This is a genomic window from Enterococcus sp. DIV0660C (genome assembly GCF_017316125.1).
Taxonomy (GTDB): domain Bacteria; phylum Bacillota; class Bacilli; order Lactobacillales; family Enterococcaceae; genus Enterococcus_B.
The window spans coordinates 70812-91621 of sequence record NZ_JAFLWA010000004.1; the positions used below are offsets into that span (position 1 = coordinate 70812).

The 20810-nt window shown below is 35.8% G+C and carries 18 protein-coding genes, 2 pseudogenes and 1 other annotated feature; of the genes and pseudogenes, 5 read left to right on the forward strand and 15 right to left on the reverse strand.

The genetic code is table 11. The features are described from left to right. Window positions 1–183: 183 nt before the first annotated feature. The 4 genes from DOK81_RS01185 to DOK81_RS01200 form a co-directional block, all read right to left on the reverse strand. Entirely contained in the window at window positions 184–3207 is a 3024-nt protein-coding gene (locus DOK81_RS01185) for a polysaccharide lyase 8 family protein (protein WP_206907334.1), read from the reverse strand. Between the two features lie 264 nt (window positions 3208–3471). Next, window positions 3472–3924 (reverse strand): MarR family transcriptional regulator, encoded by a 453-nt coding sequence (locus DOK81_RS01190; protein WP_206907336.1) that lies wholly within the window; start codon window positions 3922–3924, stop codon window positions 3472–3474. Window positions 3925–3927: 3 nt separating this feature from the next. After that, window positions 3928–4401 (reverse strand): YbaK/EbsC family protein, encoded by a 474-nt coding sequence (locus DOK81_RS01195; protein WP_206907338.1) that lies wholly within the window; start codon window positions 4399–4401, stop codon window positions 3928–3930. 200 nt (window positions 4402–4601) lie between these two features. Next, on the reverse strand, window positions 4602–5279 hold the full coding sequence (locus tag DOK81_RS01200) for a DUF4767 domain-containing protein (RefSeq protein ID WP_206907340.1): 678 nt from the start codon (window positions 5277–5279) through the stop codon (window positions 4602–4604). 281 nt (window positions 5280–5560) lie between these two features. Here DOK81_RS01200 and DOK81_RS01205 point away from each other — a divergent pair, with 281 nt between their 5' ends. The 3 genes from DOK81_RS01205 (at window position 5561) to DOK81_RS01215 (ending at window position 7020) form a co-directional block, all read left to right on the forward strand. After that, entirely contained in the window at window positions 5561–5767 is a 207-nt protein-coding gene (locus DOK81_RS01205) for a hypothetical protein (RefSeq protein ID WP_206907373.1), read from the forward strand. A 33-nt stretch (window positions 5768–5800) separates the two neighbouring features. Continuing rightward, entirely contained in the window at window positions 5801–5965 is a 165-nt protein-coding gene (locus DOK81_RS01210) for a hypothetical protein (RefSeq protein WP_206907341.1), read from the forward strand. A 74-nt stretch (window positions 5966–6039) separates the two neighbouring features. After that, window positions 6040–7020, forward strand: coding sequence for a S41 family peptidase (locus DOK81_RS01215; RefSeq protein ID WP_206907343.1), 981 nt, complete (start codon window positions 6040–6042; stop codon window positions 7018–7020). Window positions 7021–7976: 956 nt separating this feature from the next. On the opposite strand, the gene DOK81_RS01220 is transcribed toward DOK81_RS01215, so the two are convergent. Further along, window positions 7977–10151 (reverse strand): AAA family ATPase, encoded by a 2175-nt coding sequence (locus DOK81_RS01220; protein WP_206907344.1) that lies wholly within the window; start codon window positions 10149–10151, stop codon window positions 7977–7979. Window positions 10152–10322: 171 nt separating this feature from the next. After that, window positions 10323–10542, reverse strand: a pseudogene (locus tag DOK81_RS01225) (helix-turn-helix transcriptional regulator). A gap of 128 nt (window positions 10543–10670) precedes the next feature. Between DOK81_RS01225 and DOK81_RS01230 the strand changes: the two are divergent. Together DOK81_RS01230 and DOK81_RS01235 are read left to right on the forward strand one after the other, a co-directional pair. Continuing rightward, complete coding sequence (locus DOK81_RS01230; RefSeq protein WP_002343652.1) at window positions 10671–11111, forward strand: hypothetical protein; 441 nt, start codon at window positions 10671–10673, stop codon at window positions 11109–11111. A gap of 448 nt (window positions 11112–11559) precedes the next feature. Continuing rightward, window positions 11560–11892: pseudogene (locus DOK81_RS01235) on the forward strand (tyrosine-type recombinase/integrase); the annotation flags it as partial. A gap of 85 nt (window positions 11893–11977) precedes the next feature. On the opposite strand, the gene sufB reads toward DOK81_RS01235, so the two are convergent. The 9 genes from sufB to DOK81_RS01280 form a co-directional block, all read right to left on the reverse strand. Further along, complete coding sequence (gene sufB / locus DOK81_RS01240) at window positions 11978–13369, reverse strand: Fe-S cluster assembly protein SufB (RefSeq protein ID WP_206897550.1); 1392 nt, start codon at window positions 13367–13369, stop codon at window positions 11978–11980. 4 nt (window positions 13370–13373) lie between these two features. Beyond that, entirely contained in the window at window positions 13374–13844 is a 471-nt protein-coding gene (sufU, locus tag DOK81_RS01245; protein ID WP_206907345.1) for a Fe-S cluster assembly sulfur transfer protein SufU, read from the reverse strand. Beyond that, window positions 13831–15063, reverse strand: a complete 1233-nt coding sequence (locus tag DOK81_RS01250; protein ID WP_206907346.1) for a cysteine desulfurase — start codon at window positions 15061–15063, stop codon at window positions 13831–13833. The genes sufU and DOK81_RS01250 overlap by 14 nt, the downstream gene beginning before the upstream one ends. Continuing rightward, a complete protein-coding gene (sufD, locus tag DOK81_RS01255) occupies window positions 15060–16349 on the reverse strand; it encodes a Fe-S cluster assembly protein SufD (protein ID WP_206907347.1) in 1290 nt (429 codons plus the stop codon). Before sufD ends, DOK81_RS01250 begins: the two co-directional genes overlap by 4 nt. A 12-nt stretch (window positions 16350–16361) precedes the next feature. After that, window positions 16362–17135, reverse strand: coding sequence for a Fe-S cluster assembly ATPase SufC (gene sufC, locus DOK81_RS01260; RefSeq protein ID WP_206897554.1), 774 nt, complete (start codon window positions 17133–17135; stop codon window positions 16362–16364). 348 nt (window positions 17136–17483) lie between these two features. After that, window positions 17484–18329 carry a MetQ/NlpA family ABC transporter substrate-binding protein gene (locus DOK81_RS01265; RefSeq protein ID WP_206907348.1) on the reverse strand — a complete coding sequence of 282 codons (846 nt, stop codon included), beginning with the start codon at window positions 18327–18329 and terminating at the stop codon, window positions 17484–17486. Window positions 18330–18354: 25 nt separating this feature from the next. Next, window positions 18355–19041: a methionine ABC transporter permease gene (locus DOK81_RS01270; RefSeq protein ID WP_206897556.1), complete on the reverse strand. Its 687-nt coding sequence runs from the start codon at window positions 19039–19041 to the stop codon at window positions 18355–18357. Next, window positions 19034–20068 carry an ATP-binding cassette domain-containing protein gene (locus tag DOK81_RS01275; protein WP_206907349.1) on the reverse strand — a complete coding sequence of 345 codons (1035 nt, stop codon included), beginning with the start codon at window positions 20066–20068 and terminating at the stop codon, window positions 19034–19036. Before DOK81_RS01275 ends, DOK81_RS01270 begins: the two co-directional genes overlap by 8 nt. A 71-nt stretch (window positions 20069–20139) precedes the next feature. Further along, window positions 20140–20392, reverse strand: a binding site (T-box leader). A 78-nt stretch (window positions 20393–20470) separates the two neighbouring features. Beyond that, a complete protein-coding gene (locus DOK81_RS01280) occupies window positions 20471–20809 on the reverse strand; it encodes a glycine cleavage system protein H (protein ID WP_206907350.1) in 339 nt (112 codons plus the stop codon). Window position 20810: the final 1 nt, after the last annotated feature.

The following is a 20810-nucleotide window of genomic DNA, read 5'->3' on the forward strand; positions in this document are numbered from 1 at the left end:
AAAAATTTGAGAAGTAATTTCTGAAAATGCATTCTTATTTATTGGAGCTGGGCATTTCTTTCACGACTTTATCTTCGTCCCAAAACAACTCCTCCCTATAGCTTTTCATTTCAACATATGAAGAACTATTTTGGATGCTTGCTCGCTATCTTGTCGAAGCTGAATGTTTTGCGCCGTAACCTTTTATTCCCACTCAACTTCCAACTGACTAGATTCACCTGTCATACCTGCCGTTTGAACTTGTACACTTCTTCCATCTTCACTAATTGTTATATTTTCATCTGCATGAATAACTGTTTTCACTGCTTTTGAAAAATTCAGCGTCAATGTTGCATTCGTTTGTAAAGGATTAGCGACTGTTACTTTCGCCTGATTTGATTCCTCTTTCACCAAAACTGAGGCTGGTTGATCCACTGTAATACCTGCCACTGTTTGATTGGCTACCCAAAGATTTGCTGCTGTTATTCCAGTGACTGTATCTTTGACACTTTGATTTTCCTTTTTGTTGGATAAAATTTCGATTCGATTTTGTTTTGCATAATCTTCAAGACTTTGCGTTGTTGCATTTGGCAAAAGAATATACGCATACTTTTCATCAATTGGTTTTTGACCATGGTTAAGTAAAACTTTTTGATAGTTTTCGGTATACACTTGATTGTTCGGGAAACCTTCATTGATATCGCTGTATTTTCCAGTACGCTGTTCCTTAACTAAAGTAATTGTTTCTTCTTGAGGGAAGTAATATCCAATACTCTGATTTTTTTGTGAAGATGACAAGAGGAGCCAGTCATTTGCTTGCATGGTTTGTTCGCCATTACTGGAAACCTCACCTTGATTTGTCATCAACTGGTACGTACTGTTGGAATCAAGCATTCGGTTTTCAATCACTGTTTCAATCGAAGCTGATGTCGTTCCTTGAATACCTGAGCCTAATGCAACAATTTGGCCATCAAATACAAACCAAGATTTCTGCGCTTTAAGATCCATTGGTAAAACCATACCGTTATTTTTCGTTCCCTCTTTGTTTAGCGCCATGCCAATAGCAGCATTTTTTCCGTCTGTTGCACCACCTACTTGTTTTTCTGAAGAACGCACTGTCGTAAATGAGCTCACTTCATCTGCTAATTTGACTGTATCAACTGTCGTGCCAGGCAATCGGTATGGATCAACCGTCGGCCAATAACCTTCCCCGTATTGCTGATCTTGATTGAATACATACAACATACCATCGGATGTATGCCAGCCACGTTTGTTCTCTTTGTTACCTGCCTCGAATGAAGAAATTCGGTTCGAGTACATGCTAAGTCCCACACTAAAATCACCACTAGCATAAACATAGCGATCCATTGCACCATACAATTTACTTCCTAGAAACGGTTTTTCTTTTCCAAGAATCGTTTCATCACTCATCACCTGTTTCGTTAACAATAAATCTTTGAAATCACGTGCATTGGTATAGTAATAAGCTGGATTCTCCTTCAACCAATATTTGACACTTTCTTTTAACTGACTGTTTGCTGACGGGTCTGCAAATTCTGATACTAGCAATAAATTATACATTGTTGGTGAACCAAAACCAGTTGTTTTTGTCGAAGTTGCTCGCGAAATGGAACGACCATTCACCATTGGCATCATTTCGCCCTTCTCGATTAATGGAATAAAGGCGTTATTCACATTGGTCACAAAAGAATCTGTTACTTCTTTAGGTAAATTCCATTTTGAATTGGCTAAAATTCCTAAAATCTTGCTTGTTCCTTTCACCAAAACATTTCCATATGAACCCGTGTATGGAATATCACCATGTTGAATAAACGAACCATCTTTATAGAATCCGTCTCCTTTTGTCACAAGTGCAAAAACTTCTTTGATACTTTCGCCGGAAACACTTAATTTATCTCCACTTTTTTGTAAAATACCCAACCCCATGACCGTTAACGCTAAATCCGTGCGATTCGCTCCTGTCGTTTGGAAATTGGGAATAAAATGCAAATCAACAAAGGTTCCTTGTGGCTTACCGTACAATTGTTTATAAGGATCTGGAACATACAGCGAAATGACTTGCGTGTATTTTGACAATTGCTCCGTTGTCAGCTCGTCTTTCATAATCATCAGAATATCAATAAATTTTTGTGGCACACCAATCTGCCAATCCCACCAGTTACCATGATATTTTTTACCATCGTATTTTCGAACATCTATCATAAAATCAAGTGCCTCAACAATGTCCGTTCTTGCCTGTTGATCTTGATAAAGGGTCGTTCCTTTTGTCCCATAAGCTCGAGCCAAAACAGAAAGATTCGCAAATTGGGTTGTTATATCTGCGGAGGCTGTGTCTGATGCAATCTTTTCCCACAAATACGTGCGATTGGATTCTTTATTTAGTTTCCCATATAATTCATTGGCTTGTTTTGAAAGCTTTTGCGTATACGCAATAATATCTGGATCATTTAATAATTCAGGATTTTTTTCAAAATCACCAACAAGATTCGTTTTCCATTTTTGTTGCAACTCTTTGGCTTCTGCCTCAGTTGGATCATTTGATTCTTCTGGATCTAAAGGAATCGAACCAATCTCCCCATTTTTTAGCGCCACTACCTTCAACGTTATCCGATCACCAAAAAGACGAAGTCCAATTTTGCCTTGCCATTCTCCATCAATACTTCCATTACCATTAGGATAGTTGACTTCTTGATTTTCATATAACAAATGCCCATTTAAATAAGTAACAATTTTTTTCCCTTCATAGCGTACCAACAAACGATATGTTTTTCCTTTGACCAACGGTGAACCTTTAATTGTGGTGATCCACTTTCCACCCGGTTGTCCTAGCTGCCAATCTCCATCTCCATTGTAAGCAAAGGACTGCCAAGTCGTTGAATCAGTCTCACTTCCTCTAAAAATCACCCCAAAGTTTTTTTGTCCTTCATAAAGAAAAGTCATCTCAACTTCTCCAGTTTTCTTTAACGGTGCATCTTGTAACACACTCACAGATTCAATCGAAGATCCTTGTGTTGTATTACTAATAACTAATTGATTCTCATGAAGACTAGTCTTAGAAGTCCCTTTGATATCTAACCAATTCCCCTTTTCTTGACTAAAATTAGTTTCAAAAATTTCCGTTGCTCTTACTGTTACACTCTGAAACATACCGATAGCAATGATAGTTCCCACAAAAAATACCCACTGAATCATCTTCCCTTTTTTCATCTGATACCTCCTAGATAGCTTGCCTTCAACACCTGTCTATAATCCAATTGCGACACAACTAAATAAAGCGTTTTCACAAAGCATGATAGCATAGACTTTATTTTTAGTAAACATATAAGATAATTCACTAAACTAAGCGTTTTGATTAAGTGGTCTTCAACAAAATATGTCTTTTAAACTGTTTTGTCCCTGTCTCCAACAAGTATTACAGACAAAAAGCCAAACAGAATATACTTCTGTTTGGCTTTTTATTGTTAGAAAAACCTAATAGATTCGTCTATTGCCGTTTTTTACAAACAGCCACTCTTCATCGACATTTTTGCTAACCTTTTTCAATAAATTTAACAAGGTTTCTTTTTCTTTTACGGAAAGTCCAAGCAATGCAGCCTTTTCCGAATAAGCTTCTTCACGCTTTAAATAGTCATAAAGTGCTTCTGCTTTTTCAGTCGTATATAATCGACGAATTTTTTTATTCTCAGCATCGATTTCTTTGCGAACTAAACCAGCGTTTACAAGTTTTTGAACAGATTTCGATACAGTTGTTCGGTCTTGTTTGACTAACTCTGCTATCGCGTCATTGATAATCCCCGGGTTCTCATAGATTCTTGTTAAGTATAGATATTGTTCTTTGTTTAGCTCTAATTCCTTGAACTCAACATTACTAATATATGATAACGAACGGGAAATGATTCCAATTTCTCTTAAAATCTCAGACATTTTTTACTCCTCTACAGGTAATAGATAGGTTTCCAAATTAAGCGTTTCAATTATTCTATCCAAATCTGCTACTTTCACCACCATTGTTTGATCTGGACGTCCTGGTGCGAATACTAATTTTTCATGTGTTAATAATTCTTCGTCAATAATCATTGGAACATGTGCTTCGTAGCCAAAAGGAGAAACTGCGCCAGACTTTTGTCCCGTTTGCTCTTCCATCACTTCTGCAGAAACGACGGATACTCTTTTGCCAATCAACTTACTTAATCGTTTAAAATCACTCTTTTTCGTCGTAAAAGTCAGAAAAATATAGTTATTTTTTTGCTTATCTTTTAAGTATAAACTTTTGGTCTCGGTGCCGGTAAAACCTTGCTCTGCTTTGACCACTAACGCATCTTCATTTGTGTAAATCGCGCGATGATCATATAGTTCGAAATCAATTCCAGCTTGACTAAATGTTTCTTCTAAATTAATCAAAATGATTCACTCCTTAAAATTGTAGAAAACTCTACATTAGCTAGCTATAAACTTACCGCTTTTTTGTTGAAAAATCAACATTTTTAATTGTTGGATTGGTGCTTTTTTTCATCTATGTTTCTAAAGAGCATAAAAAAAAGCTTGTTATAGGCACTAACAAGCCTTTTTAGTTCTTCAGTCAAAAATTTTAAACTCTCTTTTTATATGTTTCCTACAATTTCAGTGAATCCATCTTTCAATTGCTGATTCTCAGTTTCTTTGAAGTATAAATAATTGTCAGGATTTCCTTGATTCTGACTCGTCACCAAGACCTTAGGAACACCTGCATCAATCGTAAAGAAATAAACATGCTTAGCCAACGATGCTTGCGTCTCCGCATCAGAATAGACCGCTACTAACGCATAACTAGCAGCTTCACCATTTTCCGACCAAGTTAAAGTGATTGGCACATTGTTAACTGTCGCTTGCCAGCCATTTGTGTTAGCAAGAACTGTATCAGGAAGCTGTAAACCATATAAATTAACGTTATTTCCAGGACCATATTCTTTATAACTTTGTTTCATGGTTTCTCCCCAGCTAGCCATAAATGTGTTTAATTGTTGCGCTTTAGCCTTACTCCACAAAACATTCACCGCTTGATTTTCTCTAACTGAAGAACTATTGCTTTCCATAGTCATCTGCTGATTACTTGAGGTTGTAGAGACAGAACTTTTGCTTGTGCTCATTTCCGTTGCAGCAGTTGAATGTTCTGTAGAAGCTACCGTTGTTTCTTGACTAATTTTGGTAGAGGCGGACATAGAACTAACCTCTTTATTTTGTTGACAAGCAGTCAACAATAATGTTGTAAACAATAAACTGATGATCGACACTTTTTTCATTTTATAACCCCTCATAAAATAACTTTAATTTAATATTTAAAAGTTATTATAACGAACTATAACTATTACTACAATCACTTGAAAAAATAATCAGATTCGAAAAATATTTATAGCGTGACTACAATGATGCTATTTACATTTGTATCTTCCTCATGTCACTGTTACCACACACGCTTCTCTCTTCATCGCTCCTTCAAGATCAGAAATATGCCTTTCAAGATACTCTTACCTTTTTTCTCAAAAATATGTTAGCGTTTACTTATTGAAGGAGGTGACTTTATATGAAAAATGTGAAAAAATTAAGTCAACAGAACTTAAACAAAATTTTAGGGCGTGGTTACCAAGGATTCACCTCTACTGGACCAAAACCGAGTGATTGGGAAATGGCTCTTGGAGGTACGACATTTCCGGTACAAGGAGCTTGCCCTTCTGGGTCAAACACAATAGGATATATTGGTGGTGGTCAGCATTTATGTAAAAAATATTAAGCGCCATTTTCTTCGTGGAAGGAGCGATTACGAATGAATTTATTTGATTTCTGGTCCCTCACTTTTGGCGGAACGACTCGTGATTCTTATGAAAAGAAAAATGGACAATTAAACCTCTTGCCCAGTTTCTTTTGGATTCTTTTTGTCGTTGCTGGTATGTTATTCCTTCACTTCCTCATTGGTTATTTTTGGAAGTAAAAAAATGAGAGAGATCCAACTAGTGAAACCGCCGACCAATTCCTAGTTGAATCTCTTTTACTTAAGGTGATTGTATGAAAAGATTATTTGATCAGTTATTTTTAAACTTCTTTTCCTTTTTCTTAATAGGTATGTTTTTCTTACTTCCTTTCTACTTATCCAAAAGTGATGTACGCGATTATGAAGCTTTCACACTTTTGCATACGCAAGGTATTATCGAAGATCGTGGTTCTTGGCAGAAAGTTACTCAAACTATTCGGTCAAAGAAAAATATACCTACTATTGAACAAGTAAACTATGCCGTACAACTAGCAAATCATCATAATTTTGCTATGGCGCTCAATACAGCAGCTCAACAACCCACAGTAGAAATCCTACCCAGTAGACATGATTTTCTGGAATTTTCTGTGATCACTATTCCATCAATCTACAGCAATCATAATGTGTTTATAAAAAATTATGTCAATACCTTATCAAACCTGATTGAAACTGCGGAGAAAAATATTGTACTGGATTTAACAAATAACACTGGCGGATCTAGGGAACCTATGATTCTTGGTGTACGCTCACTGATACCAGATGGGCAATTGTTCGATGAAGTTGATAAGTGGAAAAATCACTATCCTTTAATTTTGAAAAACACCCTCTTACTAGGTGGGATTTCTGGTAGTACATGGAATGGGTTCAATCATCTGACAGTTAATCCCACACCAAAAAGTTTAAACAAAAAAGTCGCCGTAGTTGTCAATCACAAAACGGCAAGTGCTGCAGAAAATGTATTAATCGCCCTAAAAAATAATCACAAGGTTAAAGTATTTGGACAACAAACAGCTGGACTAACCACTTTAAACGCAGCCAAATACTTAACCACTCGTCATAATAACATTCCATGGCTCATCAATTATTCCATTGGCTATATACAAAGTGCAGCCAACGGTAATCAAAATCCAGCTTCTTATCCAAACGGCATTTTGCCAGATACGAAGTCTGATTTTACCTACTTGAATCAAGAAAACAAGCAATTAGTTCAGCAACTGCGCTCTTGGTTTAAGTAAAATCGAGGCTTTTCCTGTTAGATTTGACCAGTCGTAGTTGTTTTGAAGTATTACATTAAAAAAATCAACTCATATAGCCTAAGCCAACAAAAAGCTCTTTTAATTACTTTCTCAATGTTCGATGCAATAAAAATAAATAAAATATTTTTATTTCTCGAATACTTCTACTCAGTATTCGAGAAATTTTATTATCAAAGACACGATGTTATAGTATCTATGTAAAGGATAATCAGTGAGAACTAGTTGTCGTTATGAAAATAATACAAGAATAGATTCATAAAAAGTCATTGATTAAAGGTAAAGGACTACTGAGTCCCGAAGCAAAAACTACTTATTTAATGAATAAGGTCAATCTTCACGTGTATTCCAATTGCTTTTTGATGGTAAGTTACGTTTACTTGAGTATCAAAAAGAAGATTGGTGGAAAGAATATCAATCACAATAAAAATTTTATTAAGCCCTCCTAAATTCTCTCCTAGAGTGATTCTAGTTTGAGATTTTCCAGGAGATAATTTATAAAATCGAATGTAAACAAAAAGCCAAGAACGTTATAGTAACAGCATTCTTGGCATTTTGTTTGATATTTTATCCTACAGACCCTTCCAATGAATCTTTTGGGAATCAGAGGAAAGGAATAGGCTTTTGTATAAATAATTCATTTGATAAATTACTATAGACTGACAGTGTATATTATCAGGTACTATCATTGGTAACGTAGCCAATATCGTATCCAAAATAGCAGGTAGAGAAGTTATTTGAGGATTCAACTTATGCTGCTTCAACCATGAAGTTGAGTTGATTAAAGATAATTGAAGATAGTTGGTATTTCAACGATTTTTGAATCGAGCTAATCACTTTATCAATGATAATTCATCTTGATTGGTTTTCTAATCGTATTCAAGTGGCGTACTTTTGATGAGAAAACAAAATATATAAACAATTATATACTGAATTTTTTATAACTTATTCCAATAATTATTGAAATTTACTTCAGCATTATTTTGTTTGAAAAACTTTCTCATTAATCCTATTATATCTTCTCTAGAATACCCATTGATATCCGTTTCAAGATCCCCTATCTCTGTATAGTGTGAATTAGTATTAAACAGCATCTTACTTTCGGCATCTTTATTTCCAGAGACGCCATTAAACACAACATATGTCTCGATTATACGTCTAATAGTATTACACATAAAGTCCTTTTTATCGTTATCGTAAAGAAATTTCAACTCTTTCCACAAGCTACCATATTGGGTTGTAAAATCTTCGTTTTTGTGTTTCAAGTATTTAAATGATGTCAGATTACCATCATTTATCATACGAACAAAATTGTCCATTTCATAAGGATTTTTACCATCTCTTCTCACTCTTCTCCCAAAAGTCACTTTAAGATAAAAATGTGAATTATGAGTTAATAAGATAAAATGCTTAAATAAATTTTTTCGGCTATATAACTTTTCAATTTCTGAAATGATTAAATATTGCATGGTATCATCATTTGAGTTCATAGGATCGTCCAAAACTATTATTTTAGGCTTACCTGTTTCTAATTCAGGGCTATCCAGACTTCCTATAAAATATAAAAATGCAATTATGTTTTTTTCACCCGTAGAAATTTCTTGTATATTTCTTGTAGAACCATCTTTGTTAATAATTTTATAATGCTTACCCGATTCTATATATTTCAATTCAAGATTTTTCTTTCCAGATTTCGATATTTTTTCACTAATGTTTTTTATAATTATTTCTGGGTTTTTAATTTTTTCTTGCAATTGTTTAAGTTCTTTTCTTTGTTCAATTATTTCTGACTCAATTTTTCTCTTATCAGATTCAATTTTTTCAATTTCATCGCTTAATATTTTCTTTAAATCAGTGCTTGTTTTCTTTAAAGTTACAAGTTCCCCCTGTAATCTTTCCGTCCCCATCTGTTCACATTTTTCTGCAACACGATGCAGTATTAATTTTCTTTTGGCCTCACTCTTACTTTTCTCTATATCATTTGAAAATTCATTATGACTTTTGATCAATTCATTTAAATCTTTTTGAATAGTAGTAAACGATAATGGAATTCTCATTTCAAAACTATCCATGCTAATAAATAACTCTTTTTCTTTTTTCTCAAGTTGCATTTTACACTCTTTTAAAAAATTCATTTGCTCTTTTTTAATATCAATCAATCTAGAATTTACCTTCTCAGTATCAAGATGAGAATAAAAGTCTGAGGCATTCAAGATATCTATATTACTTAAAATATCTATACACTCCTCTATTTTAGCAATACCTTGTTTTATTCTATCTTGTAATCTAAAAACTTCCTTAGTATTGAAAACAGACTCCAATTCTACAATACGCTCGGCAGTTACTTCTCCACCACAAAAAGCACATTTATCTCCTTCATTATGTATTTTTAGACCTTCTTCCGCAAAACTCCTTTTTAAGGAATTCTCCTTTAACTCTTTTATCACAATTGCATTGACTTTACTTTCTATTATTTCATTCACAGATTTACAATATGATTCAAAATTTATACTTGGAAATTCTCTTTCGATAATTTTCCTCTTTTCAGTTGTCACATAAATTGCAAGTGATTTTTTATATTCATCTTCTGTCAATTTTCTAGAATTTGGGATATCGTTTCTAAAATTTTTTCTACTATAATTTCTAGCAAGATTAAATTCACTTGTTATTTCTCCAGCACATTTTTGATACAATAATCCTATTTCATCTTCTTTTTTTCTGACATCATCTTGAGATTTTTCATATTGACTTAAAAACGGACTTTTTTCTACTTCATCGAAACCTTTCAAGCTCTTTAGCAATTCATTTTTTTTAATAGCTTGTACTTCATTTTCACTAATTATTTCTAACTTTGAATCAATTTCTTTCTGTACTAATTTATTAGATTCACCAAGTACAATAGAATTCAATTTTTCATCTTCACCAATTACACTTTCAAAACCTTGGAAAACCCTTACATCGAATTCTCGCCCTAACTGCTCATTTATCACTTGGCATAAAGTTGATTTTCCGGTACCATTCTTTCCATAAAAAAAATTTTTCTCTTTTAATCCAGACAATTCATTATCCTTAAAAACTTGACCATAATTAGTTAAATTAATACTATCTACCAATTAAATCCTTCCCTCCGAAAATTCATGTTCAACTAAATCATTATAAAAAATAATAAATTCACAAGAGTATACCCTAACTTTGCATACCTCATTCATTATTATACCAGTATTTCTTCGTGACACATAAGGGTGTAACATAATAATTTTAAACGAAATGACTACAAGTAGTAATTAAAGCAAATCTTCATAAGACACCTGTAGAATATCTTTGATGGCTTTCAATTGATCCAACTTAATGTGTTGGCGGCCACCTTCAATCTTAACCAACGTTTCCCTAGTTATAGCAAATTTACGAAGCTGTAGGTCTCTAATCAGCTCAGTTTGACCAATTCCTTTTTTCTAATCGGACTTGTCTAATATTGCTACCGATTACATTTTCTTTATCAATAATTTTTTTCTATTCCAAGAATAGCACACCTTTTGGACTAAAATTAGTCCTTTTTCTTATTAATCTTAAAGATTTGGTGTGCTACAACGGGACTAGTATTAGTCCATATTCAATTTTTAGGAGGGATTTTTTTGAAGAAATATGCAAGCATTCTAACCTGTGCTTTACTCATCGGAACTATAAGCGGATGTACCACTTTTGACACTAGTTCTACAAGTACGGAAACTAGTAAAACAACCTTAGAAAAGAATTACCCAATACATTTTTTTCCGGTTCCAGATGGTCTTGAAGCTTATTATCATGATAAAAAACTAGATGTCCCTTTATCAGAAACTGAATCTATTGAAAAGATTTTGCCGATTGAAATTGAAAGAAATCAAGACGATATAAAACTAAAAGCTGATCTTCCCTTACTGAACAGCACTCAAATTGATAGACATGAAAATATCAAAGTTAATATTGAAAAAGGAGCGTTAGCACAACTTTATACTGAAAAAGTTGAACAATTTTTTGAGGCTGGTGTCAATAAAGACTTTTCAAAAATAAGCGATTATTCGGATAACTTTTTTTAATGAAACACAATATGAAATCACAAACTCAACTTTTATGGCTGAAGATATGTACTTAAAAAAAATAAAAGCTTACGACCATCCATTAAATCTGACACTAAATTATGGATTACCCTCTTTTGTATTAGCAGGTTAAGTTGATTATGAATATTCACCAGATTATTTGGAGACACCTCTTCAACACGAGAACAATGATATTAATTTTTAGATTCGTCTAAGAGTCAAAAAATAAAACATGGTTAGTTGATCAATTAAGCACTATAAACACTAGCTTTCATGAATTACCTAATCCTGAAAGAGAAGTTGATATGGTCATTAAAATCTCCTAATAAAAGAAGCGTTAAAAGAATGAGCTCTTCTTCAACGCTTCTTTTATTGATTCAATTTGCATTATTATTTGAACGAGTAATCTGATTTCTAAGCAGTTGTAAAACTCCTTGTGGCGGATAATAGAATGAGCATAACGATTCTACATTGATATAATATATATTAACAAAAATAGTTTTTATTCACTGCAAACTAAGACAAGATCCACTATACTCAAGTAGTAACCGATTGGTTAAATTGGATTTACAAAAAGACACCGATGGAGCCTCAAATTACTCCATATGGATTTAGGCATACCCACTGTAGCTTATTGTTTGAAAGTGGTGCTTCGATAAAAGAAGTACAAGAACGATTAAGTCACAAAGATATTAAAACTACCATGAATATCTATGCTCATGTCACACCACAATCTGTTAAGAAAACTGGTGACCGATTCGCAAAATTTATGAGCGAATAATTCTAAACGTAGCCAATCATTAAAATCCAAATAAAAAAATGCTCGAAACGCTTTAATATCAACGTTTCGAGCAATGAAATAGTTATTATCCAACAGACCCTTCCATCTCATAACTGATCAAACGGTTGAGTTCAACTGCGTATTCCATTGGAAGTTCTTTGGTGAATGGCTCAACAAAGCCCATCACGATCATTTCTGTCGCTTCTGATTCAGTCAAGCCACGGCTCATCAAATAGTAGAGCTGCTCTTCAGAAATTTTTGAGACTTTCGCTTCGTGTTCCAAAGAAACTTGGCTATTATGAATCTCATTGAATGGAATCGTATCTGATTTTGATAGTTCATCCATGATAATCGTGTCACATTCAATGTGGGAAATAGAACCTGCACTGTCTTTAGCAAAGGTTACTTGTCCACGATAATTGACTTCGCCACCGTCCTTTGAAATTGATTTTGAGACGATAGAGCTTGAAGTGTTTGGTGCATTGTGAATCATTTTAGCACCGGTATCTTGGATTTGGTTTGCACCAGCAAAAGCGATCGATAGCATTGTGCCTCGAGCACCTTTTCCGTCTAAGTAAACACTTGGGTATTTCATCGTTGTTTTCGCACCAAGGTTTCCGTCAATCCATTCAACTGTTGCGCCTTCGTAAGCTTTTGCCCGTTTCGTTACTAAGTTATAGACATTGTCAGACCAGTTTTGGATTGTTGTATAGCGACAATAAGCATCTTTTCTGGTATAAATTTCAACAATCGCCGCATGTAAACTATTACTTGAATAAGTTGGTGCTGTACAGCCTTCCACATAGTGAACACTAGCACCTTCATCAACAATAATTAATGTTCGTTCAAATTGTCCGGTATTTTCTGCATTGATTCGGAAGTAGGTCTGTAAAGGAACATCTACTCGAACACCTTTTGGTACATAGATGAACGTACCTCCTGACCAAACGGCAGAGTTCAGTGCAGCCAATTTGTTGTCAGTTGGTGGCACTAATTTAGCAAAATATTCCTTGAATAATTCTGGATATTCTTTCAACGCAGAGTCTGTGTCAGTAAAAATAATCCCTAATTTTTCAAATTCCTCTTTCATGTTGTGGTAAACCACTTCTGATTCGTATTGAGCTGACGCTCCCGCTAAATAAGCACGTTCGGCTTCAGGAATTCCGATTTTTTCAAAGGTTTCTTTGATTTTTTCTGGCACATCTTCCCAGTCACGCGCAGGTTTATCACTTGGTTTTTGATAATATTTGATGGCTTCAAAGTCAATATCAGACAAGTCGGGGCCCCAAGTTTGCATTGGCATTTTGTTAAATGTTTCTAATGACTTCAAACGAAAATCGAGCATCCACTCTGGTTCTTCTTTTATTCGTGACATTTCACGAATGACTTCTTCGGTCAGCCCTTCTCCGGTACTGAAAACAGGTTGCACATCATCGTGAAACCCAAATTTATATTCTTCTAATTCTGGTACGCCCATATTCTCACTCCTCTTCTTTATGGTAATGGTGGGCTGTCGCCGTGCCATTTTCGGTCACTGCTTGACTTAACGCTTTCCAAGCAAGTGTGGCACACTTGATTCTGGCTGGAAACTTCGCAACACCACTTAACATGGCTGCATCGCCTAATTTTTCTTCATCGGCAACTTCATTTCCTTGAACAAGTTGTAAAAATTCAACTGTTAAGTGTTGTGCTTCAGCAACGGTTTTACCAATTACGGCATCCGTCATCATTGAAGCACTGGCTGTACTGATTGAGCAGCCACTCCCATCAAATGCGATATTTTCAATCACACCCTGTTTAACATCTACTTGTAATTCGATTACATCACCACAAGTTGGATTGTTTAGTTCAATTTTATTCGTTGATTCGGTCAAACTTCCACGGTGGTGTGGATGGGAAGAATGATCTAGAATCACTTGACGATAAAGATTGTCTAATTTAGATAGTCCCATGTTGGAAAAACTCCTTTGTTGCGAGAATTGCTTCAACTAATCGATCGGCGTCTTGCTTAGTATTGTAGAAATAAAAACTTGCTCGAGCTGTTGCAGGTACCTGTAAATAATTCAATAGTGGTTGCGCGCAATGATGTCCTGCTCGAACTGCTACACCTTCCATGTCAAGAGCTGTTGCCACATCATGTGGATGTAAGTTTTCTAAATTAAACGCAATCACTCCGGTACGTATTTCTGGCTCTTGTGGGCCATAAATCGTCAATCCTTCAATTGCTTGAAGTTTAGGCAACACATAGGCTACAATTTCTTCTTCATAACGATGGATTTCTGCTAATCCAATCGTTTCCAAATAATCAATCGCATGTCCCAGTGCAATGGCGCCAGCAATGTTTGGTGTTCCGGCTTCAAATTTCCAAGGCAATTCTTTCCATGTGCTATCGTAAAGTTCAACGAAGTCAATCATTTCGCCACCGAACTCAACGGGTTCCATTTGTTCGAGCCAAGTTCTTTTGCCATATAAAACACCAATTCCAGTTGGGCCACACATTTTATGACCACTAAAAGCATAAAAATCACAATCAAGTTCTTGAACGTTGATTGGCATATGTGGTGCAGCTTGCGCCCCGTCAATCACAATTATGCCACCTTTTTCGTGAACCAATTCTGCTAATTCTTTCACTGGATTTTTGACGCCTAAAACATTGGAAACATGGGCGATTGCAAGAATTTTTGTTTTTGCTGTAATTTTTTTTTTGGCATCAGCCATATCCAGTAATCCTTCCGGTGTTAACTCGATATACTTTAAGGTTGCGCCTTTTCGTTTAGCTAACTGTTGCCATGGAATAATATTGGAGTGATGTTCCATATAAGAAAGAACGATTTCGTCTCCTTCATGAATGAACTCTCCAAAACTTCGTGCAACCCAATTCAAACTTGTCGTCGTCCCACGCGTGAATAGAACCTCTGCTGTTTCATTTGCATGGATAAACCGACGAACTTTTTCTCGAGCAGCTTCGTATTCATGGGTCGCACGTTCAGCTAAAGTATGCACGCCACGATGCACATTTGCATTATCTTTTTCATAATATCTGGTTAGTGCATCTAACACTTGCTTTGGTTTTTGAGTCGTTGCAGCATTATCCAAATACACCAGAGCTTCATCATTCACTTCTTGAAATAAGATAGGAAAATCAGCGCGTAATTTTTCTGCATGAATCATGCATTCAACTTCCCTTCAATAACTTCAATCAATTCTTTTTGCACTTCTTCAACGGGGATAGCCGTTAATACCGAACCAAGGAACCCACGAATAACTAAGCGTTCAGCTTCTTCCTTGTGTAATCCACGGCTCATCAAATAATACATTTCTTCTGGATCGACACGACCAACACTCGCCGCATGGCCAGCAGTTACTTCGTTTTCGTCAATCAAAAGAATTGGATTGGCATCGCCTCGTGCTTTATCTGAAAGCATCAAGACACGACTTTCTTGCTGTGCATCTGCGCCTTTTGCGCCTTTTAATATGTGTCCGATTCCGTTGAATGTTAACACACCTCGCTCACGAATCACGCCATGTTGTAAAATATGACCAATCGTATGTGGTGCTTTATTCGTCACACGTGTATCAATTCCTTGCGTCTGTTTGCCGCCACTAATAGCCACGATCTTCACTTCAGAATGACCACCTTCGCCAACTAAATCAGAATCAAAGTCAGCAACAATATTGCCATCATTCATCACACCAATTGCCCAATCTACAGAAGCATCACGTAAAATATGCCCACGGCGATTCATATAAGCTGTCACATTTTCACCTAACTGATCAACTGCGGAAAACTTCACTTTTGATCCAGCTTTCGCAATGACTTCTACCACGATGTTTCCAGAAACTTTTGCTAGTTGTTCGCCAGTTGTTTGGAAACGTTCAAGGTAAGAAAATTCACTATGTTCATCCGCAACAATCAAGATATGTTTAAAGAAATGTTGATCAATTGCACCATCTTGAATAAATAAGGATTCAATTGGTTCTTCAATCACAACATTTTTTGGTACATAAAGAAATAAACCGCTATTCATAAATGCTGCATGTAAGGCAGTTAACTGATCTTCATCCATATTGACAGCTTTTGTCATATAGTATTCTTGTACTAATTCAGGATACTCTTGCATTGCAGTAAAAATGTCAGTGAAAATCACACCTTTTTCTGCTAATTCTGTCGATAATTGTTCAAAAACAGTCCAAGTTCCTTGTTGTACCAGTACTGGGTTGTCTTTCATTGCATCAAACGCAGCAACATTCCCTGTATCTGTCACAACATCTGCCATTTGTTTGATCTCAAATAATGGCCAACGAGCAAATTTTACTCGTTCAATTTTTGGTAAAGTCAACTCATTTGCTTTTGCTAATGCTTGTTGACGAAGCTCTGTCATCCAAGCAGGCTCTCCTTTACTCAAAGAAAAGTCGTTGACCGCGTCAAGATAGCCGAGCCAGTTTTTCTCTTTCATTCCTGCTCCTCCTTACGCTTCTTCTTCTTTGTAGTCGATTCCTAATTCTTTACTAATTCCAGCATAGCCTTCTGCTTCCAAACGTTTTGCTAGATCAGCATTTCCAGTCATTACAACGCGACCTTCCATCATGATATGAACCACGTCAGGAGTAATATAGTTCAACAAACGTTGATAGTGCGTGATGATTAATGCTCCAAAGTTTTCACCGCGCATTTCATTCACACCTTTTGCTACTACTTTCAACGCATCAATGTCTAAGCCTGAGTCGATTTCATCTAAAATAGCAAATGTTGGTTCAAGCATCAGCAATTGTAAAATTTCATTACGTTTCTTTTCACCACCAGAAAAACCTTCATTCAGATAACGTTCAGCCATTTCTTCAGGCATATTTAATAAATCCATTTTTGCATCTAATTTTTTCAAGAAAGTCATAACAGACATCTTGTCATCTTCATCACGTTTTGCATTGATAGCTGCACGCATAAATTCTGCATTAGTGATTCCTGGAATCTCACTTGGATATTGCATTGCTAAAAATAACCCTAGTCGTGCACGTTCATCCACTTCTAAGTCTAAAATATTTTTCCCATCGAATAAGACTTCGCCTTCGGTTACTTCATAATTAGGGTTCCCCATGATGGCAGCAGATAAAGTTGATTTACCTGTTCCATTTGGTCCCATGATTGCGTGGATTTCGCCCGTTTTCATTACTAAATTAACGCCTTTAAGGATTTCTTTATCCTCGATAGATACATGTAAATTTTTTACTTCTAAGACAGACATGCCAGTTTCCCTCCAAATTCTCTTTCGTTCTCACCCATTTTAGACTAATTGAGAATGAAGCGCAATGATCTAACAAGCTGAAATTAGAATAACTTTCACTTATTCTAAAAAAAGCTTTATTTTTACATTGTAATTTGTATAAAAAGAAAGAGTCAGCGAACAAGTTTTTGTTTGCTGACTCTTTTATGAAATACCTGTAGTTGTGTGTAGTGAAGTTTGTCGTAGACTTTATTCTGGTTTTCTTCAAAATAATCTCAAGTTTCCCAAAAATATGAGTAGCTATTTTTGAAAAAATTCCTTATTTTTCGGAGCTAAACGTTTTGCGCCACAACCTTTTTTCACGATTTTTTATTTTGCATCCGCTGAAACTGGCTTCACAGAACCACCCCATTTTTCAGTGATCCATTTTTGAACATCCTCACGATGTAATACTTCGATCAAAGCTTTAATCTTTTTGCTATCTTTATCTTTCGAACGTGTCGCAATGATATTTACGTAAGGCGAATTGTCTTTTTCTAATAGTACTGCATCTTCTAATGGATTCAAACCTGCACCATAAGCAAAGTTCGCATTGATGGCCACTAAGTCACCTTCACTGTTTTGGTAAGTCGACGCAAGTAAAGAAGGATCAATTGTATGATTGAATTTTAAATTTTTAGGATTTTCTGCAATGTCATCAAATGTCGCTGTTTCAAGATCCACACCATCTTTGACTTTCACTAAATCAGCATCTTGTAAGATTGTGATGATTCGTCCCCAGTCAGATTCTGAGTTTGAAGTAATGATTGTTGCACCATCTTTTAATTCAGAGATATCCTTGATTGATTGAGAGTACAAGCCCATTGGTTCAATGTGGATCGCACCTGCATTCGCAAAGTCATATCCTTTTTCTTTGATTTCTTTGTTTAAATAAGGAATATGTTGGAAATAGTTTGCATCAATGTCGCCTTCTTCAAGCGCTTGGTTCGGTAACACATAGTCATCGAACTTAACGATTTCAAGGTTGATGCCTTCTTCTTTCAATAATGGTTGTACGTGCTCAAGAATTTCTGCATGTGGTGTTGGTGATGCACCAACTTTTAATGTTGTTTCATCCGAGCTATCTTTTGCACTGTCCTTTCCGCTGTTCCCACAAGCTGCCAAACCTACTGTTAATAAAAGTGCTGCTGCTAATCCAAAAATTTTCTTTTTCATCCTAATATCCCCCTACTATTTATTCTTATCTTCTATCTGTTTTCTTCGTTAAGAAATCTCCAATTCCCTGAACAACGAATACAATAGCTAAAATAATCAATGTTGCAACAAATGTCACTGTCAAATTACCACGTTGGTAGCCCTCTTGCCAAGCCAAACCACCTAGTCCACCAGCACCAATCGCTCCTGCCATTGCGGTGAAACCAATCATTGATATCGTCGTTACCGTTAATCCTGAAATCAACGCAGGTACACTTTCAGGAATCAACACTTTCCAAATGACTTCCCAATAACTTGCGCCCATTGCATCTGCGGCTTCAAGAACGCCCGGACTTACTTCACGAAAAGCAATTTCAACTAATCGTGCATAAAATGGTGCTGCAGATAAGACCAGTGCTGGAATCGCTGCCTGTGCGCCAAGCATTGTACCAACGATTGCTTTTGTAAATGGAATAATCAATACCATCAAGATCATAAATGGTGTGGAACGGAAAATATTACTAATAATCGAAACGATACCATATACGATACGTGCGTAAGGTTTCTTTTTTCTACCAATCGAATAAAGGACTAAACCTAAAACCAATCCGATAACTGTAACTAAAACCATCGAAATCAATGTCATGTATAAAGTATCAACAATTGCTTGTTTCATTGTATCTGCATTGATTTGGCTAAAATCTAAATATGTTTCTGAAAAGCTTTTATCCATGGTGGATCACCTCTACTTCTACGCCTTGTTCGGTAAAGAATACTTCTGCTTGATCTAATTCTTTTTCTACACCTGTCATCAAAATCGTTAGGGAACCAAACGAACCTTCTTTTGCTTGTTTGATTTTGCCATAAACAACATTGATATCCACGTTGTAACGACGAACTGCCTGAGATATCACTGGTTCATTCGCATTATTTTCGTCAAACGTTAGCGTAACTAGGCGACCATTGGGATTTTCCTTGATCAATTCAGCTAATAACTCAGTAGAGTCAGCTTCTGGTTCAATATCTTGTTGAACAAAACGTTTGGTTACTTCTTGTTTTGGATGACGGAAAACATTGAGAACTTCGCCTTCTTCAACTACTTTTCCAAGTTCCATTACAGCAACCTTATTACAAATCTTACGGATAACATTCATTTCATGTGTAATCAAAACAATTGTTAAGTTTAATTTTTTGTTGATTGCCAATAATAAGTCTAACACTTCTTCCGTTGTTTGTGGATCGAGTGCACTAGTAGCTTCATCACATAATAAAATTTCTGGATCATTCGCCAATGCACGCGCGATACCAACCCTTTGCTTTTGACCACCAGATAGTTGTGCAGGATACGCATCTCCTCTACCTTCCAACCCAACAAGTCCCAATAATTCTTCCGCTCGTTGTCGACGTTGGGTTTTTGGTATACCTGCAAGTTCGAGCGGTAACTGGATATTTTCTAATACTGTACGTGACCATAAAAGATTGAAATGTTGGAAAATCATCCCGATTTTTTTACGAAAAGTACGTAACTCTTTATTTTTTAATTTTGTGATATCTTGATTATTTACAATTACCTCGCCACTGCTAGGTAGCTCAAGTCCATTCAACAAGCGGACTAACGTACTTTTCCCGGCGCCCGAGTACCCAACGATTCCATAAATATCTCCCTTTTCGATACTTAAAGACACATCGTTGACAGCATGAATTGCTCCGTTTTTCCCACCAAAAGTCTTTTCGACATTGGTCAATTGGATTAGTGCCATATTTTTCCCATCTTTCTTCTCAAAATTTTCTTGGATAAACAAAAAAGCTTCCGCCCATTTGCTCTATTAAGCAAAAGGACGAAAGCATAAACTTCCGTGTTACCACCTTGATTCGTTAATGCTTTGCAGCAATAACCTCTTTACAGTACTTGAATGATCAATCGTATACTGCCGTGCTGTAACGGGCACTCCCGTAGTAAGTTCGCTTACGCTCACTCACTCTGCTCTAAGACCATCTTCCATCCCATGTTCGTTACCCATTTTCAGCAAACAGGGCTCTCTTCAAACGTCTGTGAAATGTACTCTTCTTTTCAAAGCTTTCATGTAATTGCTTTTGATTATAGCAAGTAGAAATTCCAGTGTCAACAATTTTTAAAATGAACACAATGAAATGAACTGTGATTACAAACGATCAAAATCTTGAGAATCAACCTCTTTAAAACTTAAGATCCAAGCATTCATCTCATCTTCATCATTTAAAATATTGATGTCAGCATCAATTTTTTCATTTACAGAAGAAATCGTTCCTGTAATTGGGCTGGCAATTTCACTAACCGCTTTTTCTGCTTCAACTTCAAGCAATGGTTCCCCTTTTTGATACGTCTTACCAACTTTTGGTAAGTTGATAAAGGTCACTTGTCCCAATTCTTCTTGTGCCTCATTCGTTAACCCAATGCAGTATTCTTTTCCGTTAAATAAAATCCAAAGATTTTCAGTTTTCTTCAAATGTTTGCCTGCCATG